General features: G+C 61.2%; 21 protein-coding genes. 12 read left to right on the forward strand and 9 right to left on the reverse strand.

From position 1 onward, the window contains the following. Positions 1-27: 27 nt before the first annotated feature. The gene (locus tag AC1D06_RS20125) at positions 28-1,401 is read right to left on the reverse strand and encodes an FAD-dependent oxidoreductase (protein ID WP_477987622.1); all 1,374 of its coding nucleotides are present in this window, start codon (positions 1,399-1,401) and stop codon (positions 28-30) included. Positions 1,402-1,505: 104 nt separating this feature from the next. Here AC1D06_RS20125 and AC1D06_RS20130 point away from each other — a divergent pair, with 104 nt between their 5' ends. From AC1D06_RS20130 to AC1D06_RS20145, 4 genes are all read left to right on the forward strand, one after another. Further along, complete coding sequence (locus tag AC1D06_RS20130) at positions 1,506-1,736, forward strand: hypothetical protein (RefSeq protein ID WP_477987623.1); 231 nt, start codon at positions 1,506-1,508, stop codon at positions 1,734-1,736. Then, positions 1,733-1,957, forward strand: coding sequence for a cold-shock protein (locus AC1D06_RS20135; RefSeq protein WP_477881452.1), 225 nt, complete (start codon positions 1,733-1,735; stop codon positions 1,955-1,957). Before AC1D06_RS20130 ends, AC1D06_RS20135 begins: the two co-directional genes overlap by 4 nt. A 125-nt stretch (positions 1,958-2,082) precedes the next feature. Next, a complete protein-coding gene (locus AC1D06_RS20140; protein ID WP_477881451.1) occupies positions 2,083-2,298 on the forward strand; it encodes a hypothetical protein in 216 nt (71 codons plus the stop codon). Positions 2,299-2,398: 100 nt separating this feature from the next. Beyond that, complete coding sequence (locus AC1D06_RS20145; RefSeq protein ID WP_477987624.1) at positions 2,399-2,779, forward strand: DUF6481 family protein; 381 nt, start codon at positions 2,399-2,401, stop codon at positions 2,777-2,779. Positions 2,780-2,839: 60 nt separating this feature from the next. Here the strand turns inward: AC1D06_RS20145 and dnaG are convergent, their stop codons facing one another. Together dnaG and AC1D06_RS20155 are read right to left on the reverse strand one after the other, a co-directional pair. Further along, a complete protein-coding gene (gene dnaG, locus AC1D06_RS20150; RefSeq protein WP_477987661.1) occupies positions 2,840-4,819 on the reverse strand; it encodes a DNA primase in 1,980 nt (659 codons plus the stop codon). Positions 4,820-5,177: 358 nt separating this feature from the next. Then, the gene (locus AC1D06_RS20155; RefSeq protein ID WP_477987625.1) at positions 5,178-5,627 is read right to left on the reverse strand and encodes a GatB/YqeY domain-containing protein; all 450 of its coding nucleotides are present in this window, start codon (positions 5,625-5,627) and stop codon (positions 5,178-5,180) included. Between AC1D06_RS20155 and AC1D06_RS20160 the strand changes: the two genes are divergently transcribed. Together AC1D06_RS20160 and carA are read left to right on the forward strand one after the other, a co-directional pair. Then, complete coding sequence (locus tag AC1D06_RS20160) at positions 5,626-5,820, forward strand: hypothetical protein (RefSeq protein ID WP_477883786.1); 195 nt, start codon at positions 5,626-5,628, stop codon at positions 5,818-5,820. The two genes, AC1D06_RS20155 and AC1D06_RS20160, sit on opposite strands and share 2 nt — an antisense overlap. Before the next feature lie 57 nt (positions 5,821-5,877). Further along, positions 5,878-7,080: a glutamine-hydrolyzing carbamoyl-phosphate synthase small subunit gene (carA, locus tag AC1D06_RS20165; RefSeq protein ID WP_477987626.1), complete on the forward strand. Its 1,203-nt coding sequence runs from the start codon at positions 5,878-5,880 to the stop codon at positions 7,078-7,080. A 35-nt stretch (positions 7,081-7,115) separates the two neighbouring features. Here carA and AC1D06_RS20170 read toward each other — a convergent pair whose 3' ends face one another. The 5 genes from AC1D06_RS20170 to AC1D06_RS20190 all read right to left on the reverse strand — a co-directional run bounded on the left by AC1D06_RS20170 (position 7,116) and on the right by AC1D06_RS20190 (position 12,292). Next, entirely contained in the window at positions 7,116-8,510 is a 1,395-nt protein-coding gene (locus AC1D06_RS20170) for an MATE family efflux transporter (protein ID WP_477987627.1), read from the reverse strand. A 90-nt stretch (positions 8,511-8,600) separates the two neighbouring features. Beyond that, the gene (locus tag AC1D06_RS20175) at positions 8,601-9,896 is read right to left on the reverse strand and encodes a TCR/Tet family MFS transporter (RefSeq protein WP_477987628.1); all 1,296 of its coding nucleotides are present in this window, start codon (positions 9,894-9,896) and stop codon (positions 8,601-8,603) included. A 153-nt stretch (positions 9,897-10,049) separates the two neighbouring features. After that, a complete protein-coding gene (locus tag AC1D06_RS20180; protein WP_477987629.1) occupies positions 10,050-10,700 on the reverse strand; it encodes a LysE family translocator in 651 nt (216 codons plus the stop codon). Positions 10,701-10,787: 87 nt separating this feature from the next. Continuing rightward, positions 10,788-11,699 (reverse strand): KPN_02809 family neutral zinc metallopeptidase, encoded by a 912-nt coding sequence (gene ypfJ / locus AC1D06_RS20185; RefSeq protein ID WP_477987630.1) that lies wholly within the window; start codon positions 11,697-11,699, stop codon positions 10,788-10,790. 59 nt (positions 11,700-11,758) lie between these two features. Next, the gene (locus AC1D06_RS20190) at positions 11,759-12,292 is read right to left on the reverse strand and encodes a DUF2306 domain-containing protein (RefSeq protein ID WP_477987631.1); all 534 of its coding nucleotides are present in this window, start codon (positions 12,290-12,292) and stop codon (positions 11,759-11,761) included. A gap of 91 nt (positions 12,293-12,383) precedes the next feature. Here AC1D06_RS20190 and AC1D06_RS20195 point away from each other — a divergent pair, with 91 nt between their 5' ends. Both AC1D06_RS20195 and AC1D06_RS20200 read left to right on the forward strand, forming a co-directional pair. Further along, positions 12,384-13,214, forward strand: coding sequence for a LytTR family DNA-binding domain-containing protein (locus AC1D06_RS20195; protein WP_477987632.1), 831 nt, complete (start codon positions 12,384-12,386; stop codon positions 13,212-13,214). A gap of 220 nt (positions 13,215-13,434) precedes the next feature. Further along, on the forward strand, positions 13,435-15,840 hold the full coding sequence (locus tag AC1D06_RS20200) for a methyl-accepting chemotaxis protein (RefSeq protein WP_477987633.1): 2,406 nt from the start codon (positions 13,435-13,437) through the stop codon (positions 15,838-15,840). A gap of 68 nt (positions 15,841-15,908) precedes the next feature. Here AC1D06_RS20200 and AC1D06_RS20205 read toward each other — a convergent pair whose 3' ends face one another. Continuing rightward, the gene (locus tag AC1D06_RS20205; RefSeq protein ID WP_477987634.1) at positions 15,909-17,531 is read right to left on the reverse strand and encodes an ABC-F family ATP-binding cassette domain-containing protein; all 1,623 of its coding nucleotides are present in this window, start codon (positions 17,529-17,531) and stop codon (positions 15,909-15,911) included. A gap of 261 nt (positions 17,532-17,792) precedes the next feature. On the opposite strand from AC1D06_RS20205, the gene carB reads away from it, so the two are divergent. From carB to AC1D06_RS20225, 4 genes are all read left to right on the forward strand, one after another. Further along, positions 17,793-21,281, forward strand: coding sequence for a carbamoyl-phosphate synthase large subunit (gene carB / locus AC1D06_RS20210; protein ID WP_477883772.1), 3,489 nt, complete (start codon positions 17,793-17,795; stop codon positions 21,279-21,281). Positions 21,282-21,332: 51 nt separating this feature from the next. Further along, positions 21,333-21,617, forward strand: a complete 285-nt coding sequence (locus AC1D06_RS20215; protein WP_477987635.1) for a type II toxin-antitoxin system RelE/ParE family toxin — start codon at positions 21,333-21,335, stop codon at positions 21,615-21,617. Next, positions 21,589-21,909 (forward strand): HigA family addiction module antitoxin, encoded by a 321-nt coding sequence (locus AC1D06_RS20220; protein WP_477883770.1) that lies wholly within the window; start codon positions 21,589-21,591, stop codon positions 21,907-21,909. Before AC1D06_RS20215 ends, AC1D06_RS20220 begins: the two co-directional genes overlap by 29 nt. A 70-nt stretch (positions 21,910-21,979) precedes the next feature. Continuing rightward, entirely contained in the window at positions 21,980-22,846 is an 867-nt protein-coding gene (locus AC1D06_RS20225) for a hypothetical protein (RefSeq protein ID WP_477987636.1), read from the forward strand. The last annotated feature ends 21 nt before the right edge of the window (positions 22,847-22,867 follow it).

Below are 22,867 nucleotides of genomic sequence, written 5' to 3' on the forward strand. Positions count from 1 at the left end.
TGCCGCTCAAAAAAATCATGAGAACGATCAATGGATGCGGACGCCCTGCCGTTCAAGCTCTTTCTGCACAGCAGCCATGTCGACATGGCCGAAATCGGCATTGTCCCTGACGCAAAGCGCCGCGGCCACGCCGGCGCCCTGCCCTGCGACGGCACAGCAGGCCATGTTGCGGGTGGCCGCATGCGCAATCTTGTCGCCGCCGATCGCCCGGCCGGCGACAAGCAGGTTCTTGACGCGCTTCGGCAACATCGAACGATAGGGAATCTGCATATAGCGGCCGGTGGTCGGCAGGATCAGCACGCCATAGCCATCGATGAATTCAGGATAGATACCGATCGTGTCGTCGAACCGGCCCTGGTAGCGGACGTCGCCCTCCGTCATATTGTAGACCGCGTCGAGCTTGCGCGTATCGCGGATGCCGATCGACATGCCGAAATTCCTCAGCCGCGCGCCCTCGCATCCCGGCGTGTAGCGACGCAATGCCTCGATCGCCAGCATGGCCTGCCTGCGGCCTTCGATCTCGAACCTCGTCATGCTGTCCGGATCGGTGCCGTCGCAGCCGGCAAGGTGGACGAGGTTCATATAAGTGAGTTCACCGGAATCATGCATCGCACCCCAGGTGCCGGCAATCGTGTTGAGGTGTTTCGGGATGACCCCGTCCTTGATCGCCTGGGCGAAAGGCTTTGCCAGAAAGGGCGAGAACAGTTCGTCCTCCTTGCCGGAGGTTTCGATCTTCCACTCTCCGGTCGACCAGTCGCCATAGGTCTGCGGATCGCGTTTGATACCGTCCATGAAGGCGCGCTTGTCGACGCCGGCGAGGTGGAACATCACCGAGGCCGCCTGCATCTCCTCAACTGGCGTCTTCATGACCGGCGCGCCGGCACGCGTTGCGACATCGGCGTCGCCTGTGGCATCGATGACCAGTTTTGCCAGGATCGCTTCGCGTCCAGCCTTGGATTCAACAATGATGCCGATGATCGCATCGCCTTCCATGAGCGGCGCCACGAACTGCCGGTGCAGCATCGGATGGATGCCGGCCTCTTCGACCAGACGGTCAGCCACCAGTTTGAAACCTTCCGAATCGAGTTCATAGGACAGCGACTGGCTCTCCGGAACGGCCGCACCCATCGCCTTGGCGCGCTCTTCGAATTCGCGTCCTATGCCATTGGCTTCCACTGTCTTTTCATGGCGATACCAGGCAAAACCCTCGACGCCGACAACCGTGATATTGCCACCGAAACAGCCAAATCGCTCGACCAGCGTCACCTCGACACCGCACCGCGCCGCCGCCAGCGCCGCAGCAAGACCGCCCGGTCCGGAGCCAACCACCAGCACATCGGTCTGTCGGATGACTTCGATCTGGCGGGCGGGTTCTGTAATGAAGTTCACGGCATCGGGCACGATCGTCTGCTCCAGGAATCGTTTTCAAAATGCTATCCCCGTGCACGTCGGCCCAGCATGTCAGGCGCGACAACCGGCGACGAATTCCAGTTCTGGACACCGTAATGGCTTGGCACGGCGGATGCCAGAAACATCAGCACCGCAATGAAGTTGGCCGAAAAGGCAAACTGCTGGTTGACAAATCAGCGACCGGTGACTATCTGCAGGTCATCGATATTTGCTTGATTAGCTTTTGTGACCGCGCGCAAGCAACGCGCATCAACGAACCTTCCCTTCAAAAATCGCCACCACACTCCGTTGCGCTCCTGCGCGGCGGGATTTTCAACATGCTATGAAAGGGTTCGTTATGATCACCGGCACAGTTAAATGGTTCAACTCCACCAAGGGCTTCGGCTTTATTCAGCCTGACAACGGCGATGCGGACGTCTTCGTCCACATTTCCGCGGTTGAGCGCGCAGGAATGCGCACGATCGTCGAAGGCCAGAAGCTCAGCTTCGAGCTGGAGCGCGACCGGAAGTCGGGCAAGATGTCCGCAGGTCAGCTTCAGGCTGCCTGACAAGGAATTTGGCTTGACGATGACCACGGATGTACTGGCATCGGCGCGCCGAGTTTGATAGAAAGCCAGGCAAGTGCCTGGCTTTTTTGCTATCCGTAGACTGCGGCGAACCTCAGGAGCCATATATGACCAATCCATTTGGCAGTTCCCGCAAACGGGCTGAGGCCGTGTTTGGCAAGACGAAATCTCTCGCACGCAGTCGCACCGCCTCCGAGAATGATGCGATCACGCAGGCCCGCGATGAGAAAACCAATCGGCTGCGGGCCTTGCGCAAGGCAAAGGAAGCCAGCGATCTGGCTGCCGCATTGCCGCTGGAAGATGTAGAACGCCCAGGCGGATAATCACTTGACGGCACCGATTTGTTTGCCGTTGAAGTCAGCAAAATTGCCGCCCGGAGCCTGATGGTGCGCGGCGGCCGAACCTCTAACCGGAACCAGAGATTTGAAAAATAAAAGAAATAACGACCTTTCCGATCGCCTCAACGAAAGATCGACTGCAAAACAGACGTTGCTTGAGAGCTTTCGCGCCGCCAAAGCGGCCGCAGAACCCTTGATGGCGGCTAAACAGGCTGAACGCGAAGCTGTGGCGGCCGCGAGGGAAGAAAGGCGCGCCGCGCGCGAGCAGATCAAGGCAGCTGAGTTGCAGCGCCTTCAGGCCGAGGAAGAGCACCGGATCGCGACAGCCGAAGCGGAAGCCCGAAGAGAAGCCGAAGAACGGGGTGCCGCTGAAAAAGCCAGGATCGAGCGCGTCATCGCAGACGAAGCCGCGCGCAAGGCCGAACGCGACCGGCGCTACGCCAACCGCAAAGCCCGCAAGGCCTGACGATCGGAGCGAGGGCCAGACCATTTGCACCGGGCGCAGCCATGGCCGACCTCATCCCGGTCAATGCCCGCCCGCTGGCCCCTTTACCCGCCCCGACATCACGCCGAAGCCGTCGACCAGCGCTTCAAGTTTGTCCAGGCGGGTTGCCTCAACTTGAATGAGGTGCAATGTATTCAACAACCTTTGCACTTCTTCTTCCGAAAAGTTCATTTCGGTCGCCTCGGCAATTTCCTTTTCCAACTCTCGAATTTGCCTTTTGAGTTCACGCGATCTGACGTATAGCGCCAGGGCTTGCGTAAAGCCCTCGCGCGCATCCTCGATCGCCGCATGCTCTGTCGCGGTCCAGAGGCGTGCGAAGCGGATTTGCTTGTCCAGATTGGCAATCAGCGTCTCGAAACCCTGGACTTCCAGCGCAGTGATCAATTCCTCGCGAACGAGGCTCGGACCGCTTGCCGCTGTCACCGACATCACCGCCTGCCAGAAGCGCTGCATATCCCGATTGTCGAATTCCAGATGCGCGATAGTGTCATATTCCTCGAAGAACAGCGGCGGATGATTGACGAGCGTCAGCGCCAGCACGCCCTCGCGCAGCGGGGGCAGTGCACGGTAGCCGGATACGAGGCCCGATCGCGCCAGCCGATCGGAGATCGGCGCTGACACGGAAGGCGTATTGGCGGCGGGCGGCGCCCCGCGCCCTTGCGCGCGGCCCTGAAAATTCCGGCGGTCCTGCTGGGGCCTGGCCGTCTTACTCTGGAAAAAGGCGCGGAGCCTGTCACGCATGTCTTGTTGATAGTGATAGCGAACGCTCTCGTCAGCGATCACCTGTGTCACCTGCTTCAGCCTGCCTTCAAGCTCGGCGCGTCGTTCCGGCGTATCGAAGCTGGTGCCCGATGTTTCGCGGAGCCAAACCATCTCGGCAAGCGCCCGGGCCTCGCCGATCACCCGGTCGAAGGGCGCACGGCCCTCGACCTTCACCAGATCGTCCGGATCCTTGCCATCCGGCAGCAGCGCGATCCTCAGCGAAAAACCGGGCTTGAGAAACGGCAATGCGAGATCGACCGCGCGCGAGGCCGCTCGCATGCCTGCGCCATCACCGTCGAAGCAGAGAACCGGCACCGCCGCCATCTTCCAGAGAAGCTGCAGCTGGTTCTCCGTCAGTGCCGTGCCAAGCGGCGCCACCGCATTTTCCACGCCCGCCTGGCTGAGCGCGATCACGTCCATATAACCTTCGACGGCGATGACCGTGCCGGCGCCATCCGCTGCCTGCACCGACTTGCGGGCGCGGGCGAAGTTGAACAGCACCTGGCCTTTGGAGAACAGCTCCGTCTCGTTGGAATTCAGGTATTTGGCCGGCGCATCCGACGACAGAGCCCGGCCGCCGAAGGCGATCACTTTCTCCCGCGACGAGAGAATCGGAAACATGATGCGGTCGCGGAAGCGGTCATAGGAGACCGGGATGTCCGGCCCATGCACGACCAGCCCGCAGGCCTCGATCTGCTCCCTGGTGACACCTTTACCCGCCAGGAATTCCTTGAGCGCATTGCGGCTGTCGGGCGAATAGCCCAGACGAAAACTCTCGATCGTCCGGCCGGACAGGCCGCGGTCGCGCAGATAGGCGCGGGCCTTGGCCCCGCCTGCCGTCTGCAACTGATCCTGAAAGAACTGCGTGGCGAGTTCCATCACATCGAAGAGACTGTGCCGCTCACGCTCGCGCCGTTCGGTCTCGGGGTCCGGCGCCGGCAGGGGCATGCCGGCAATATCGGCCACCTGCTGCACGGCATCGCCGAAGGCCATGCCGTCGAGCTCCATGAGGAAACGGAAATGATCGCCGGAGACGCCGCAACCAAAGCAGTGATAGCGCCCCTTGCGATCTTCGCAGTGAAAGCTCGGCGTCTTTTCGCCATGGAAGGGGCAATTGCCCCAATAGTCGCCACGCCCGGCATTGGTTTTCTTCCTGTCCCAGATGACGCGCTTGCCGATCACGTCCGAAATCGGCACGCGGTCGCGCAGCTCATCGAGAAAGGTGTTGGAAAATCGCATCTTCTGGGTCCTGTTGGGACCGATATAAGCACATAAACGAAGGCGCGCCACCTGGACGCGCCAACTTATACCAAGTGTCGATGATATGAACCTATTGCGCCGGGCGCTTTTGGCTTCCGGCTAGGAGCAAACCGCAGTCGGACCYGCCGGTCCGGCGAGGATTTTCGACGACGTCCGGAAGCCAAAAGCGCCCGGCCCGCAGGGTGACCCGGAAATCGGCCACCGGGGGCGTCAAAATCCTCGACCGATGCCAAGGCATCGCTCTRCGGTATTTTCCTACCCGGATGACCGTTTCCGGGTCACGCAATAGGTTCATATCATCGACACTTGGTATTACAGCAATTCACAGGTCATAAAGTCAGCCGAGCAGTGCCTTGATCTGCCCGGACGCCTTGCCGAAATCGAGCTGGCCGGGATAGCGTTCGCGCAGCGCCGACATCACCTTGCCCATGTCTTTGATGCTCGCCGCACCGGTCTCGGCGATGATGCCCTTGATGATTTCGATCACCTCGGCTTCCGAAAGTTGCTTCGGCATGAACTCGGAGATGATGGCGATCTCCTCGCGCTCCTTGGCCGAAAGCTCTGGCCGCCCGCCATCGTCATACATCTTCGCCGATTCCTCGCGCTGCTTGACGAGTTTCGACAAAAGCTGGGCGATGTCGCCGTCGGTCACGGTCGGGTCGGCCTTGGTGCGGCTGGCGATGTCGAGGTCCTTGATCGCAGCCTGGACCATGCGGATCGTCGAAACCCGCGCCGTTTCCTTGGCCTTCATCGCCTCCTTGAGGGCGGTCATCAGTTCGTCGCGCATGGCAGGATTCTCCAGGATTTCTGGCGCTTATGCCGAGAGAATGTGGAAAAAGCAATGCGGCATCGACAAGTGCCTGATTTACCTTCACATTTATTTCACACATGCGACCCTTCGCACATTGACCGGCGACCGCCCGCTGACTATTTTCCGCGCCAACAGCAAGAAAGGGGAAAATCCTGGCGGCGCGGAGTGATCCGAGCGCGTTTTCCTGCGAGCACGAGGCGGACAGATCCCGCCGGAACGGAGCGACATGAGCACCTCACCCTGGACCATCGACAAGCCCACAGCCCTTCTCGTCCTGGCCGATGGCACAGTCATCGAAGGCAAGGGCATCGGGGCCGTGGGCCGAACCCAGGCAGAGGTCTGTTTCAACACGGCGCTGACCGGATATGAGGAAATCCTCACCGATCCCTCCTATCTCGGCCAGATCGTCACCTTCACCTTTCCGCATATCGGCAATATCGGCACCAATGAGGAAGACATCGAGGACCTGACGCCGGCGGCTCGCCACGGCGCGGTCGGCGTGATCTTCAAGGCCGACATCACCGACCCTTCCAACTACCGGGCGCAAAAGCACCTCGACACCTGGCTGAAGGCGCGCGGCATCGTCGGCATGTGCGGTATCGACACGCGCGCGCTGACCGCCTGGATCCGCGAGAACGGCATGCCGAATGCAGTGATCGCCCACGATCCGAACGGCATCTTCGACATCGACGTGCTGAAGGCCGAGGCCAAGGCCTGGAGCGGCCTGGTCGATCTCGACCTCGCCAAGGTCGCTTCATCCGGCCAGTCGTCGCAATGGACGCAGAAGCCCTGGGCGTGGAACGAGGGCTATTCCGACCTCGCGCCCGAGGATGCGAAATACCACGTCGTCTGCCTTGATTTCGGCGTCAAGCGCAACATTCTGCGCCTGTTCACCGGGCTCGACTGCAAGGTCACCGTGATGCCGGCGACGACGACGGCCGACGAGGTGATGGCGCAGAAGCCGGATGGCGTTTTCCTGTCGAACGGCCCGGGCGACCCGGCCGCCACCGGCATCTATGCCGTGCCGACCATCCAGTCGCTGCTCAAAACCGATCTGCCGCTCTTCGGCATCTGCCTCGGCCACCAGATGCTCGGCTTGGCGCTCGGCGGCAAAACCGCGAAGATGCACCAGGGCCATCACGGCGCCAACCATCCGGTCAAAGACCACACGACCGGCAAGGTCGAGATCGTCTCGATGAACCATGGCTTTGCCGTGGATTCGAAGTCGCTGCCTGACGGCGTAGAGGAGACGCATGTGTCGCTGTTCGACGGCACCAATTGCGGCCTGCGCCTCACCGGCAAGCCGGTCTTCTCTGTGCAACATCACCCGGAAGCGTCTCCCGGCCCGCAGGACAGCCACTATCTCTTCCGCCGCTTCATGAACCTGATCAAGGAAAAGAAGGGCGAGCCGGCAATCGCCGAACGTTGATCTGCTGACGAAGCAAGCCTTTGGAAGGCGGCCCCTCAGGCCGCCTTTTGCATGCGCGATACAAGGATGAAATATCGCCCAAGCAGCAGGACCGACGCTGCGGCAAGGCCACAGAGAAAACCGATCCAGACCCCAATGCCGCCGAAACCGGCATGAAAGGCGAGCACATAGGCGAGCAGAAAACCGATCGCCCAATAGGCAATCAGCGCCAGGATCATCGGCACGGTCGTATCCTTGATGCCGCGCAGCAGGCCGGCACCGATCGCCTGCAGGCCATCGACAAGCTGAAAAATGCCGGCAATCACCACGAGACCGCTGGCATAGGTCAGCACCGCATCGGCATCGGGCTTGGATCGATCGAGATAGAGTGAAGCGAGTTGTGTCGGGTGGGTGGCATAGACGATGCCGCCGATCAGCGAACAGGTCATCGAGATCACCACCACGACCACCGAAGCGCGCACCAGCGCCTGATGATCGCCCGCCCCTGCCGCCATGCCGACGCGCACCGTTGCGGCCTGCGCCAGCCCGAGCGGAATCATGAAGGCGACGGAGGCCCATTGCAGCGCGATGCCATGGGCTGCCAGTTCCACCGTGCCGATCCGACCCATCAGCAGCGAGGCAACGGTGAACAGACTGACTTCGGCGAGAATGGTGAGGCTGATCGGCAGGCCGAGGCGGAAAACTTCCCAGAGCACATGGAGGTCGATCCGCCAGAAGCGGACGAAAATTTCGTAGGCGCGCAGCGCCGCGCTGCGTTCGATATAAACAATGGTCAGCACCAGGCCGAGAATATTGGCCGACAGCGCCACGATCGAGGCACCGAACATGCCGAGCGCCGGCAGGCCGAAATGGCCGAGCACGAGGCTATAGGCACAGACGGCATTGAAGACGAGAATGATCAGCGTCACGTAGAGGATGAAGCCGGCACAGCCGACGGCGCTCAGAAAAGAGCGCAGCACCATGAAGGCAAGGCCGGGAAACATGCCGAGGCCGGCAACGTGCAGATAGTCGCCGGCAAGCTTGGCGATATGCGGGTCCTGTCCGGCAAAGACCAGCACGCTCTCGGCATGGTAAATCCCCGGGATGGTGAGCGCCGAAAAGCCAAAGACGATCCAGAGCCCCATGCGCACCGACCTACGCACCTGCATCTTGTCGTCCTGCGCCACCGCATGCGCGGCCAGCGGCACGACGGCAGTGGCAAAGCCGGAGCCGAAGATGAACAGTGTGAAGAAATACTGGCTGGCGAGCACCATCGCCGCGAGCTCGGCCGTGCCGAGACGGCCCATGATGAAGACGTCGGTGACATTGATGCCGAGCTGGGCGAGCTGGGCACCGATCAGCGGAATGCCGAGCACAAGTGTCTGGACGAAATGGCTTTTCCAGCCATTGTCCACGATCACCTGTTGCTGATGGTGCGCAATCTCTTCCACGTCTCCTCCAACGCTGCCTTGCGCTGATACCGGACGGCGACCGCAAACGCCAGACGCGCTGGCGATCCGTCTCAACTATTCATAGCAGTATCAATGCCCGTGATAGGTCGCTGGTTCAGCCATTGGGATCGCCGGCCGTCGCACTTTCAGGACGAAGATGATCAGGCCCGCGATCGTCATCAGCGCCGCCGCGGCATAAGGCGCGCCAGGAAAATGCACCGGCGCCTGGGGCGCGGTGAAGGTGCTGAACAGATAGGAGAACAGGAACGGGCCGACAATCGAGGTGATGCTCGACAGGCTGTTCAGCGTGCCCTGCAACTCACCCTGCATCGACGGCGGCACACCGGCCGCCGAGATCGAGCGCAAGGCGGGATCGGTCATGCCTTCCAGGCAGGCGACGGCGATGACGACGAACACCATCCATCCCTGCCAGGCAAAGGCATAGCCAAGGAAACCGACCGCGCAGAAGATCAGCCCGACGATCGCCGTCGTCCATTCACCATAGACCTTGACGAAGCGCGGCAGGACAACCCCCATGATGAAGGCGCTCAGCACGCCGAACGTTCCCAACGACAGGCCGATCATGCCCTGGCTCCAGCCATAGCGGTAATTGGCGACATAGGGCCAGGCGATGGGATAGACGACATGCGCAAACCAGAACAGAAACATGACGCCGACAACCGAACCGATGCCCTTGTAGTTGCGCATCTGCAGGAGCCCGCCCAGCGGATTGGCGCGCTTCCATTCGAACTTGCGACGATGCTCGGCGTCCAGTGTTTCCGGCAGGAAGATCATGCCGACCAGGAAATTGAGGAAGGCGATCAGCGCCGCCACATAAAAGGGCACGCGCGGCTCGAGCTCGCCGAGCAGGCCGCCGATCACCGGTCCGATGGTAAAGCCGACGCCAAAAGAAATGCCCACCAGGCCGAAATTCTTGGCGCGGTTCTCGTCCGTCGAAATGTCGGCGACATAGGCCGAGGCTGTGGCATAGCTCGCGCCGGAAATACCGGCCAGAACCCTGCCGATGAACAGCATCCAGTAGCTGCCGGCCACCGCACAGATCAGATTGTCGATGGCAAAGGACAGCACCGAGGCAAGCAGGATCGGCCGGCGGCCGAAGCGGTCGCTGACATTGCCGATGAAGGTGCCGAACAGGAACTGCATCGCCGAATAGACGATGAACAGCCAGCTGCCCTCGACGACGGCTTGCGTGGCGTCAGCTCCGGTCAATTCCTTGAGATAGGCCGGCATGACGGGCATGATCAGCGCAATGCCCATCATATCCATCAGCACGATAAGGAATACGAGCGCCAGCCCGCGACGGGCGCGTTTTTCGTCAATCATGTCTGGTCTCACGCCGTTTTCCGGCCGCAAAGACCAGAACATAAAAGGAACGATTTTCTCTAACCGAAAATTTGACCTTCTTCAAGTCAGCTTGGTCAAAAGCGGCCAGCCGAAGCGCCAAAAATTCTGATGTCATACATCAACCATTCTGACTGCTGCGTCGGCGCTTACACCAAACAGAACCTGCAAAGCCTTCTATTTCCTATGATTTCCCGCGAATGCCGCGGTCAGTCCGAGGCCAATGGACGTGACGCCGCTGATATAACGCTCGAATTTCAGATAGCCCTTGTTGCGCTTCAACCAATTGCCGGCGGTCCCGGCAGCGAACGCATAGCAACCGTCCGTCACCAGACCGATCGCCGTGAAGAGCACGCCAAGGAAAGCGATCTGCATGGCGACATGGCCACGGCTCACGTCAACGAACTGCGGCAGGAAGGCCAGAAAAAACAGTGCTGTCTTGGGGTTCAGGAGATTGACGACGAAACCGTCACGGAAAACGCGGCGATGGCTATGCCCTGATGCTGTCACCTCGACATCGTTGGCACTGGTCCGGCCAAGGATTTTCCTGAGGCCGAGCCAGATCAAATAGGCAGCACCGGCATATTTGACGATGCTGAAGGCAAGCGCCGACGAAGCGAGCACGGCGGACAATCCAAACGACGCCGCAGCGACATGGACGAGCGTTGCCGTATGAATTCCGRGGATCGAATACAATCCCGCAAGTCTGCCCTGCTCGACCGAGCGCCCGACAAGATAGAGAACGGCTGGACCCGGAATGAGAAGCAACACAAGAGCGGCGCTGACGAACAGCCCGATATTCGCAATGCTAGGGGTAATGATTTCCACGGCGTCCCCTCCCAGGATTAGTGCCGGGAAGGATATAGTGCTCCGGCCTATGCATCGGTAGGCCTGTCTGTCGGAATTTCGCCTCTATCAGAGTTGCCCTGTCGACGTGTCGCAGTCCGTGAGCTTGCCGCTGTCGAAACCGCGCTTAAACCAGCGCATACGCTGCTCAGACGTGCCATGAGTGAAGCTGTCGGGCACGACATAACCCTGCGCCTGCTTCTGCAGGTTGTCGTCTCCGATCTGGTTGGCGGCGTTGAGCGCGTCTTCGAGGTCACCCTTGTCGAGCAGGCCCCTTTGCTTGGTGAACTTGCCCCAGATGCCGGCAAAGCAGTCCGCCTGCAGTTCGATCCGAACGGAAGCGGCATTGGCCTGGCTCTCGCTCATGCTCTGGCGGGCGCGGTTGAAGCGCGGCAGGATGCCGAGCAGGTTCTGCACGTGATGGCCGACCTCGTGGGCGACAACATAGGCGTCGGCAAATTCGCCCGAAGCGCCGAAGCGTTGCGACATTTCCTGGAAGAAGGCCATGTCGAGATAGACCTTACGGTCATTGGGGCAATAGAACGGGCCGGTCGCGGCACTCGCCTGGCCGCAGGCCGAGGGATAGGAATTGCGGAACAACAGCAGCTTGGGCTCTTCATATTGCTTGCCCATCGACTGGAAAATGCCATTCCAGACGTCCTCGGTCTCGGCCAACATGGTCGCCACGAACGCCTTGGTGTCCTCCTCGCCGGCCGTGCTCTGGGTGGACGTGCTCTGGCTCTGCGTATAGCCTGGCGATTGCGTCTGGCCGTCGCCAAGCAGTTGCGTCACGTCGACGCCCATGAACCTGAGCACGATAACGACAATGATGATCAGCACGATCGAGCCGATGCCGCCGCGCCCGACCGGGATGTTGATCCCACCCTGGCGTCCGTTATAGGGGCTTCCCGGCGCCGATGTCGGGTCAGTGCCCCGCTCATCCTCGATATTACTCGATTGGCGGCGTCCTCTCCATTCCATAGGAAACTCCGGTTATCTGCCGATTTGTCCGGCGATTTAAGCAGATAACTGCGTCATGTTCAAATCCGTTCCACCAGCGGCCGCGTGAAAGCGCGCCGCCTTGCAGCAAGCCGCGACAGAATGAAGAGCAGGATTGTGATGCCGGCCATCGCGCCGAGAAGCATCAGAAGCCTCGAAAGCTCGGGGCCGAGATCCGCATAGGTGAACGCCACCTTGTTCATGATCCGGCCGGGCAGCAGCGTGAACAGCCCGGCGCCGACCACGCCGCCGAAATAAAGCCCCAGCACCTGCCGCTTGTGATCCTTGATCCGGCGCTGGCGCGCCGAACGATAGGCGAGCCATGCGGTAACCAGCACGAAGATCGAAACGAGGTGGATGGGGCTAAAGCCCATGAACAGATTGATCTGGTGGATGAAGAACGACGAAAGCGCAGCCAGGACCATCAGCCCCAGCCATACCCGCCCGACAAGCCGATGGGTCGGCGTGCCCTTGCGTGCCCAGAACATGTAGGGGCCGATGAGGGCTGCGGGAACGACGGTTGCGACATGGACCTGGATGGCGAGAGGGGCATCGAGAAGCGGCGCGAGGTTCATGGCCTTGTCCTGAAACAGTTGCAATTGCCACCGGCCTCGTCCATCTGTCTTTCCGCTTCAAGGAGATCTGCGTGGAGAGCGGAGGAAATTCGTGAACGGCGGCGTCGTGCAATCCACGCTTCGTGAACTGCAGACCATTGCGACATCGCATCGGCTCTGGATCACCTTCGGCGCGGTGGTTCTGCTCTTTGCGCTGACAGGCCCGTTCGGCACGCTGGAGGACCTGCGCTTCCTGCCGCGGCTGGGTTATTGGCTGAGCCTGCATCTCTTCGCCTGGACCACGGCGCTGGTTTTCTCCGTCCTGGGCGACGTCCTGCTCAGAAGCTTCCTGCCGGGCATGCTCATCCGGATGTTGATCGGTTCGGTCGTCGCGGCCATCCCGATCGGCGTGATCATCGAACTCATCGGCTATGCCTGGTTCGGACACGCGCCGGCGGCCGTTACGATCGGCTCCGAAATGCTTTTTTCAGTGCCGCTCTGCGTCATCTTTTGCTTGATCACCTATATGGCGATGTCGAACGAGGCACTCGCTCGGCAGACGCAAGAGACATCGTCCGCGCCATTCGCGGGACCTGAGCAAGACGCCGCCCCGGCAACTGCTGCATCTGTCGAACCGCCGCCGCTCCTGCGCCGTCTGAAGCCGGAAAACCGCGGCCTCATCCTGCACATCGCCGTCGAAGATCACTATACGCTGGTCAAGACGAGCCGCGGCAGCGAGTTGCTTCTGCTCAGGTTCTCCGATGCGCTGGCGGAAGTCGGCGTGAGTCGCGGCCTGCAGGTCCATCGCTCGCATTGGGTCGCAGACGATTTTGTCGACACGGTAAAACGCGTGGATGGCAGGGCCGTTCTCAGGTTGGCGGACGGCACTGAAGTTCCGGTCAGCCGTACTTATGCTGCCGACGTTCGCGCCAGGCTTGAATAGCGAACGTATTTACCAACCATAGGCAGGCATTCCATCAATATAATCGTTTGATTCCAATCGTGCAGCGGTACTTCGCTAAACGCTAAATTAATTCGCACATAATACTTTTGGCAACATCGAGCGTTTCCCGGTCTGCACCTGCCTGCGTCGGTCACTGACCTTGATCGGGCGGATGCGCCGGAGGGACACGCCTCACCTATCGTTACAGGAGGGAATTCGCATGCTCTTCAAGTCGGCAACCAGCCGGAACATCTTTTCCGTCGCCGCCTGCGGTGTCGTGGCCACCATTGCCGCCTCCGGCGTGCTCTTCTGGGTCGCCTACAACGACGTCCGCGCGGGCAGCCTTGGTGAGATGCGCCAGATCGCCAGCGCCAATGCGCGCGACATCCAGGAGGTGATGCAAAACGCGCTGCAGACGGTGAAGAACATGGAGACGTCGCTGTCGGCGATGAAGGATGGCGGTCATCCCGACCGCGTCCAGGCCGACCTGCTGCTGAAGAACCTGCTGGAAGACAACAAGATCGCGCTCGGCACATGGACCGGCTGGGATCCGAACGCCTTTGACGGCAAGGACAAGGATTTCGTCAACAAGGAAGGCCACGACGCCACCGGCCGCTATATCCCCTATTGGGTGCATAGCGGCGACAAGATTCTTCACACACCGCTCACCGACTACGACAAGCCGGGCGCCGGCGATTACTACCTTCTCCCGCACGATCGTGCCAAATCGGTGATCATCGAGCCCTATTCCTATGCGATCGAGAGCAAGCAGGTGATGATGACCTCGATCACCACGCCGATCATGATCGACGGCAAGGCCGTCGGCGTCGCCGGCATGGACATGTCGCTCGATAACGTCAACAAGGCGCTCAACGCCGTCAAGCCGATGAGCACAGGCTATATTGCGCTGATCACGGCCGCCGGCAACATCATCAGCCATCCCGACGCTTCGCTCGGCGGCAAGACGCTGAAGGATGCCGGCGACAAGACCAAGGGCTGGGACGTGCTGATCGCCAATGCCGGCAAGGAATCGGAAACGGTCGGAATCGACGGTCAAGCCTATCTGTCGATCGCCTATCCGGTTAAACTCACTGATGATAACAACTGGTATGCAATCGTGTCGGTGCCGAAGGGCACGGTCTTCGCGCAGCTCCATACGATGATCTGGAGTGCCGCCGCGATCACGCTCGTCGCCGCCCTGCTGCTAGGCCTCGGCGGCTGGCTGATTGCCCGCGGCTTCATCGCCCGCATTACCGGCGTCATCGCCGCCACCCGTGAACTCGCCGGCGGCAAGCTCGACGTCGCGCTCAAGGATATCGACCGCAAGGACGAGATCGGCGACCTTTCCCRCTCGCTCGGCGTGCTGCTCGAAAGCAACCGTCGCAAGGTGGAGCTCGAAAAGGACGTCGAAGCGACGATGGCGCGCGAGGAGAACGAACGCAACGAGCGCTCACATATGCATCAGGCGCGCGAAGCGTCGATCAAATTCGCGGTGGAAGAACTCGGCGACGGCCTGGCGCGGCTTTCCAACGGCGACATGACCGTGCGGCTGGAAAAGCCATTCACCGAGCAACTCGACTCGATCCGCGCCAGCTTCAACGAAAGCGTCGAGAAGCTGCAGGCGGCCATGCTGTCCTTCTCCGAAAATGCCGTGACCATCCAAACCGGTTCCGAGGAAATCCGTTCCGCGGCCGACAATCTCGCCCGCCGCACCGAACAGCAGGCGGCCTCCGTCGAGGAGACGGCTGCGGCACTCGAGGAAATCACCACCTCGGTCAAGGATTCGACAGTCCGCGCCGAGGAAGCCGGCTCGCTCGTCGCCCGCACCAAGCAGGGCGCCGAACAGTCCGGCGCCGTTGTCCGCGACGCAGTCGAGGCGATGAGTGCCATCGAGCAATCCTCGCAGTCGATCTCCAACATCATCGGCGTGATCGACGACATCGCCTTCCAGACCAACCTCCTGGCCTTGAATGCCGGCGTCGAAGCCGCTCGCGCCGGTGAAGCCGGCAAGGGTTTTGCCGTCGTCGCCCAGGAAGTGCGCGAACTCGCCCAACGCTCGGCCACTGCGGCAAAGGAAATCAAAGCCCTGATCACCGCCTCCGGCCAACAGGTCAAACGCGGCGTCAGCCTCGTCGGCCAGACCGGCGAAGCGCTGACGGCCATCGTCACCCAGGTGCAGGACATCAACCGCAATGTCGAGGCGATCGTCCAGGCCGCCCGCGAGCAATCGACCGGCCTTCAGGAAATCAACGCCGCCGTCAACCAGATGGACCAGGCGACCCAGCAGAACGCCGCCATGGTGGAGGAGTCCAACGCCGCTTCGCACACGCTGGTGACCGAAGTGACGTCGCTGTCGTCGCGGCTCGGCCAGTTCGAGCTCGGCGGCGGTGCAAGAGTAGTGCGCGCCACCGCCCAGCACCAGTCTCGCCCGGCCGCACACGCCCCGGCCCGCCCGGCTATCCAGCCCGCCGCACGCCCCGCGCCGCGCGCCACGGCGCCTGCGCCAGCGACTGCGCAGGCCCGCCCGGCAGCATCTCCCGCTCGTGCTCTCGGCAACAAGCTCGCCGCCGCCTTCTCGTCGGCACCGGCCGCTTCGCCATCGGGCGGAGATTGGGAAGAGTTCTGATCCGAACCGATATCACCGGACACAAACGGCGGGCATTGCCCGCCGTTTGCATTTGAAAGAGGGTTGCATCAGCCGTGCAGCCCCGGCGCCTCGTGGCCTGAGCGCGCCACGTATTCCGTGTAGCCACCATTGTACTGATGGATGCCTTCCGGCGTCAGTTCCAGCACCCGGTTGGACAGCTCGGCGAGGAAATGCCGGTCGTGGCTGACGAACAGCATCGTACCTTCATAGTCGGCCAAGGCCTTGATCAGCATTTCCTTGGTATCGAGGTCGAGATGGTTGGTCGGCTCGTCGAGCACGAGCAGGTTCGGCGGATCGAACAGCATGCGCGCCATGACCAGCCGCGCCTTCTCGCCGCCCGACAGCACCCGGCACTTCTTTTCCTGGTCGTCGCCGGAAAAACCGAAGCAGCCGGCCAGCGTCCTGAGCGCTCCCTGCCCCGCCTGCGGAAAGGAATCCTCCAGCCATTGAAATACCGTGCGGTCGCCATCGAGCAGGTCCATGGCGTGCTGGGCGAAATAACCCATCTTGACACTCGCCCCGATCGTGACGCTGCCCTGGTCAGGGTCTGCGGAGCCCGCCACCAACTTGAGCAGGGTCGACTTGCCGGCCCCGTTTACGCCCATGATGCACCAGCGCTCGCGCCGGCGGATCATGAAATCCAGCCCCTCATAGATGACTTTGCTGCCATATTTCTTGTGGACGTTCCTGATATTGACCACGTCTTCGCCTGAGCGCGGCGCCGGCAGGAAGTCGAAGGCGACTGTCTGCCGACGCTTCGGCGGCTCGACGCGTTCGATCTTTTCGAGCTTCTTCACCCGGCTCTGCACCTGCGCGGCGTGGCTGGCGCGCGCCTTGAACCGCTCGATGAACTTGATTTCCTTGGCGAGCATCGCCTGCTGGCGCTCGAACTGTGCCTGTTGCTGCTTTTCGTTCTGCGCCCGCTGCTCGGCATAGAATTCAAAGTCGCCGGAATAAGTGGTCAGCGAGCCGCCATCGATCTCGATGATCTTGTTGACGATGCGGTTCATGAACTCGCGGTCGTGCGAAGTCATCAGCAGCGCGCCGTCATAACCCCTCAGAAACTGCTCCAGCCAGATCAGGCTTTCGAGATCGAGATGGTTGCTCGGCTCGTCGAGCAGCATCACGTCGGGCCGCATCAGCAGGATGCGGGCCAGCGCCACGCGCATCTTCCAGCCGCCCGAAAGCGCGCCGACATCGCCATCCATCATTTCCTGGCTGAAGCTCAGGCCATCGAGCACTTCCCGCGCCCTGCCGTCCAGCGCATAGCCGTCGAGTTCCTCGAACCGCGCCTGCACTTCGCCATAGCGCTCGATGATCGCATCCATCTCGTCGGCCCGGTCGGGATCGACCATCGCCGCCTCGAGTTCACGCATCTCCGCCGCGACGGTGCTGACCGGCCCGGCGCCATCCATGACCTCGGCCACGGCGCTACGGCCGCTCATCTCGCCGACATCCTGGTTGAAATAGCCGATGGTGATGCCCTTGTCGGCGGACACTTGCCCTTCGTCAGGCAGTTCCTCGCTGGTGATCATCCGGAAGAGCGTCGTCTTGCCGGCGCCGTTCGGGCCGACAAGCCCGATCTTCTCGCCCCGGTTCAAAGCCGCCGAGGCTTCGATATAGAGAATGCGATGGCTGTTCTGCTTGCTGATGTTTTCGATACGAATCATAGTCTCAACTGGTTCCGAACGCGTTTTTCGGCGCGCTTATGTCACGCGAGCATGTCGCTGTCACGAATGGGCCGCTCGGCCTTCGCGGGAATGGTAAAGACTGATCCGTGAATTGCGGAAAAAACTTGTGCGGACGGGGTTCCGCTTACCGACACATTTCCCTATAAGGCCCACCTAGCCTTGAGAAACGTCCCCTGCACCCGGCCGGTAGATTACCGTCAGCCGGCCTTTGCTGCAGGCGAAGATTAGATGGAAGTATAGATGCCGAAGCGCCAGGATATCAAATCGATCCTCATCATTGGTGCCGGCCCGATCGTCATCGGTCAGGCCTGCGAATTCGATTATTCCGGCACCCAGGCCTGCAAAGCGCTGAAGGAAGAGGGCTACCGGGTCATCCTGGTCAATTCCAACCCGGCGACAATCATGACCGATCCGAACCTGGCGGATGCGACCTATGTCGAGCCGATCACGCCCGAAGTCGTCGCCAAGATCATCGCCAAGGAACGCCCGGACGCACTTCTGCCGACCATGGGCGGCCAGACGGCCCTCAACACAGCACTGTCGCTGCGGCGCATGGGCGTGCTCGACCGCTATAATGTAGAGATGATCGGCGCCAAGCCGGATGCCATCGACATGGCCGAGGACCGCGCACTGTTCCGCGAAGCCATGGCCCGCATCGGCCTCGAAACCCCGCGTTCCATGCTCGCCAATGCCACCGAGATCAAGGATGCCGACCGCCGCAGCCACGAGACCGAACGCGCCAAGCTGCGCGGCGAGCTCTCCGGCGATACCCTCGACCAGGCGCTCGATGCCCTGGAAAACAAATGGAACCTCGGCGAAAGCGACCGCAAGCAGCGCTATATGAACCATGCCCAGGCGCTCGCTGCCCAGGCGCTGGATTCTATCGGCCTGCCGGCGATCATCCGCCCGTCCTTTACGCTGGGTGGCACTGGCGGCGGCATTGCCTATAACCGCTCGGAATTCTTCGACATCGTCTCGTCCGGCCTCGATGCCTCGCCCACGACCGAAGTGCTGGTCGAGGAAAGCGTGCTCGGCTGGAAGGAATACGAGATGGAAGTCGTCCGTGACAAGGCGGACAATTGCATCATCATCTGCTCGATCGAGAACATCGACCCGATGGGCGTCCACACGGGCGACTCGATCACCGTGGCGCCGGCGCTGACCTTGACCGACAAGGAATACCAGATCATGCGCAACGCCTCGATCGCGGTGTTGCGTGAGATCGGCGTCGAGACCGGCGGCTCCAACGTCCAGTTCGCCGTCAATCCCGACAATGGCCGCCTTGTCGTCATCGAGATGAACCCGCGCGTGTCGCGCTCCTCGGCGCTGGCCTCGAAGGCCACCGGCTTCCCGATCGCCAAGATCGCGGCCAAGCTCGCCATCGGCTATACGCTCGACGAACTCGACAACGACATCACGGGTGGCGCCACGCCTGCCTCGTTCGAGCCGTCGATCGACTATGTCGTGACCAAAATCCCGCGCTTCGCCTTCGAGAAATTCCCCGGCGCCTCGCCGGTGCTGACCACGGCAATGAAGTCGGTCGGCGAAGTCATGGCCATCGGCCGCACCTTCCAGGAAAGCCTGCAGAAGGCGCTGCGCGGCCTCGAAACCGGCCTGACCGGGCTCGACGAGATCGAAATCCCCGGCATGGCCGAAGGCGACGACCACAATGCCATCCGCGCCGCCATCGGCACGCCGACGCCCGACCGGCTCCGCCAGGTAGCGCAGGCGTTGCGCCTCGGCATGAGCGAGGAAGAGGTTCACGACGGCTGCAAGATCGACCCGTGGTTTATCGCCCAGATCAAATCGATCGTCGATATGGAAATGCGCATCCGCGAGCATGGCCTGCCGGAGGACGCAACCAACCTGCGCATGCTCAAAGCCATGGGCTTTTCGGACGCCCGCCTCGCCACCCTGACCGGCAAGCGGCCGAAGGAAGTCGCCGAAATCCGTAACCAGCTGAACGTGCGCCCCGTCTACAAGCGCATAGACACCTGCGCCGCCGAATTCGCCTCGCCGACCGCCTATATGTATTCGACCTATGAGACACCCTTCGTCGGCGCCGCCCGCACGGAAGCGCAGGTTTCCGACCGCAAGAAGGTGGTGATCCTCGGCGGTGGCCCGAACCGTATCGGCCAGGGCATCGAGTTCGACTATTGCTGCTGCCACGCCGCCTTCGCGCTGAAGGATGCCGGCTTCGAAGCGATCATGGTCAACTGCAATCCGGAGACGGTGTCCACCGACTACGACACCTCCGATCGCCTCTATTTCGAGCCGCTGACCGCAGAAGACGTCATCGAAATTCTCAAGATCGAGCAGGAAAAGGGCGAACTGCTGGGCGTCATCGTTCAGTTCGGCGGCCAGACGCCGCTGAAGCTTGCCGATGCGCTGGAGCGAGCCGGCATTCCGATCCTCGGCACCGCCCCTGACATGATCGACCTCGCCGAGGATCGCGATCGTTTCCAGAAGCTCTTGATGAAGCTCGACCTCAACCAGCCGAAGAATGGCATCGCCTATTCGGTCGAACAGTCGCGCCTCGTCGCCACCGAGATCGGCTTCCCGCTGGTCGTACGCCCGTCCTACGTGCTCGGCGGTCGCGCCATGCAGATCATCCACCAGGAAAGCCAGCTCCAGACCTATCTGCTCGACACCGTGCCGGAACTGGTGCCGGAAGACATCAAGGCACGCTATCCGAACGACAAGACCGGCCAGATCAATACCCTGCTCGGCAAGAACCCGCTGCTGTTCGATAGCTATCTGTCGAACGCCATCGAAGTCGATGTCGACTGCCTGTCGGACGGCAAGGACGTCTATATCTGCGGCATCATGGAGCATATCGAGGAAGCTGGCATCCATTCCGGCGACTCGGCCTGCTCGCTGCCGCCGCGGACGCTGCCGAAGGACACAGTCGACGAGCTCGAAGTGCAGACCAAGGCGCTCGCCAAAGCGCTCAATGTCGGCGGCTTCATGAACGTCCAATACGCCATCAAGGACGGCGTGATCTATATTCTCGAAGTCAATCCGCGCGCCTCGCGCACGGTGCCCTTTGTGGCGAAAACCATCGGCGCGCCGATCGCCAAGATCGCTGCTCGCGTCATGGCCGGCGAGACGCTGGACACAGCCTTCAAAGCGTACGTCCCCACCCGCCCCGATCCGCGCAATCTGAAACACATCGCTGTCAAGGAAGCTGTGTTCCCCTTCGCCCGCTTCCCGGGCGTCGACACGCTGCTCGGCCCGGAAATGCGCTCAACCGGCGAAGTCATCGGCCTCGACACCGACTTTGCGCTGGCCTTCGCCAAGAGCCAGCTCGGCGCCAATGTCGAACTGCCGCGCTCCGGCACGGTGTTCGTCTCGGTGCGCGACAGCGACAAGGAGCGCGTGCTCCCGGCCATCCGCATCCTCAACGACATCGGCTTCAAAGTCATGGCGACCGGCGGCACACAGCGCTTCCTCTCTGACCATGGCATCCAGTCGACCAAGATCAACAAGGTGCTGGAAGGCCGGCCGCATATCGAGGACGCCATCCGCAATCGCCAGGTCCAGTTGGTCATCAACACGACCGACGGCAACAAGGCGATCTCGGATTCGAAATCGCTGCGTCGTGCCGCGCTGATGCAGAAGGTGCCGTACTACACGACGATGTCCGGGGCGCTCTCGGCGGCGGAGGCGATCCGGGCGCTGAAGGCAGGCAATCTGGATATCAAGCCGTTGCAGGCTTATTTCGCGTAACGCTGGATATAACGCGTTGCGCTATATGACGCAACGCGTTATAGTCGAGGCGTGATCAAGAGTTTCGCGGATCAGGAAACCGAGCTGATATGGTCGGGCAGGCGGAGCAGAAAGCTACCGCCCGATATACAGAATATTGCGCTGAGAAAGCTCCGCATACTCAACCAAAGCAAGACGCTGCCAGATCTTCGCGTGCCGCCGGGCAATCGGCTGGAGGCTCTCAAAGGCGATCGAGCAGGCCAGTTCAGCATTCGTATCAACGACCAGTGGCGAATATGCTTTACCTGGAATGATGGAGGTGCCGAAAATGTCGGGATCGTCGACTATCATGACTGACGATGAATTGCTGCATAATCCCCATGCGGGCGAAATCCTGCTCGAGGAATTCATGAAACCCCTTGGCATCAGCCAGAACGCATTGGCGCGCGCAATTTTCGTTTCTCCACGCCGGATCAACGAAATTGTCAATAGCCAGCGGGCAATGACCGCCGATACCGATCTCCGGCTCGCACGTTTCTTTGGCATGTCGGAAGGCTATTTTCTCGGGCTTCAGACGGATCACGACCTGATGCAGCGACGTCGGCTGATAGCGGCAGAGCTCGAAAAGATCGAGCCGCGGGCCGCCTGATGAGTTAGTGGGCCATCCGCGGCTCCGATAACGATAGACCCGAAATCTTCGGCTACGGTAGGGCCTACGCATGACCGCATCCTCCCGCACGATCGCCCAGGATATCGGCCTATTCGTAGTCCTGGCGCTATTTGCCAACCTCTTCTTCACGATTTCCGCCGGCCGCGCCTCTACGGAAGACCTGATCGACGGTTTCTATCTGATCGCGATCGTTCATATCCTCGCATCGCTCTACAACGGCGTTTTCGATCGCGTCCGCAGTGCCACATGGGTCATCCTGATTCTCGGCTGGACGGTGGCTGAAGTCCTGAGCTTCATGCGCCATGTCTTGCCGAAGGGACAATTGCTGTTCTGGCTGGCCGCCAATGCGCCATGGGCGATGTCGATCCTGGAGCAACTGGCCATGTCACCGTGGATTTTGCCGAACGTACTCCTGGTACTGCTCGCAATCGATGTGCTTTTCGCCCACTACGGCCGCTGGCGGACTCGCCGATGGGTCTGGCTCGCGGCCCTGGTCATCGTGGCTGCTGCGACCGGGTTGCTCCTCGGCTTGGCGCTCGCGCACTTCTTGCCGCCGCGCGAGCCCGAGCCCGCGACGTTTGCCATCGTGCCCTCATGGCACGTCCTGCCCTATTTCTCGCTCATGCGGAGCGTGCCGGACAAGACGGCTGGTCTCGTCATTGCCTTCCTTGCGGTCCTGGCTCCCGGTCTGTGGCCGTGGACGAAGCCGAGCGCCATGGCAGGTATAGGGCGCTGGCTCTGGTTGATCGCGTGGCTGACTTTCGTCGCGGCATTTCTGGGGCTCGGTTATTTGGGTGCGCAGCCGCCTGACACGGAGGTCGTGGTCGCCAGCCAGATCCTGGCCGTCTATTATTTTGCCTTTCTTCTCCTCATTCCGATCGCACTGCGGCGCGTGCATTCGCCTGTTGCTGGATGACGGAAAACCGGATTCCCAGTC

Source organism: Rhizobium sp. P2_G2 (genome assembly GCF_056403555.1).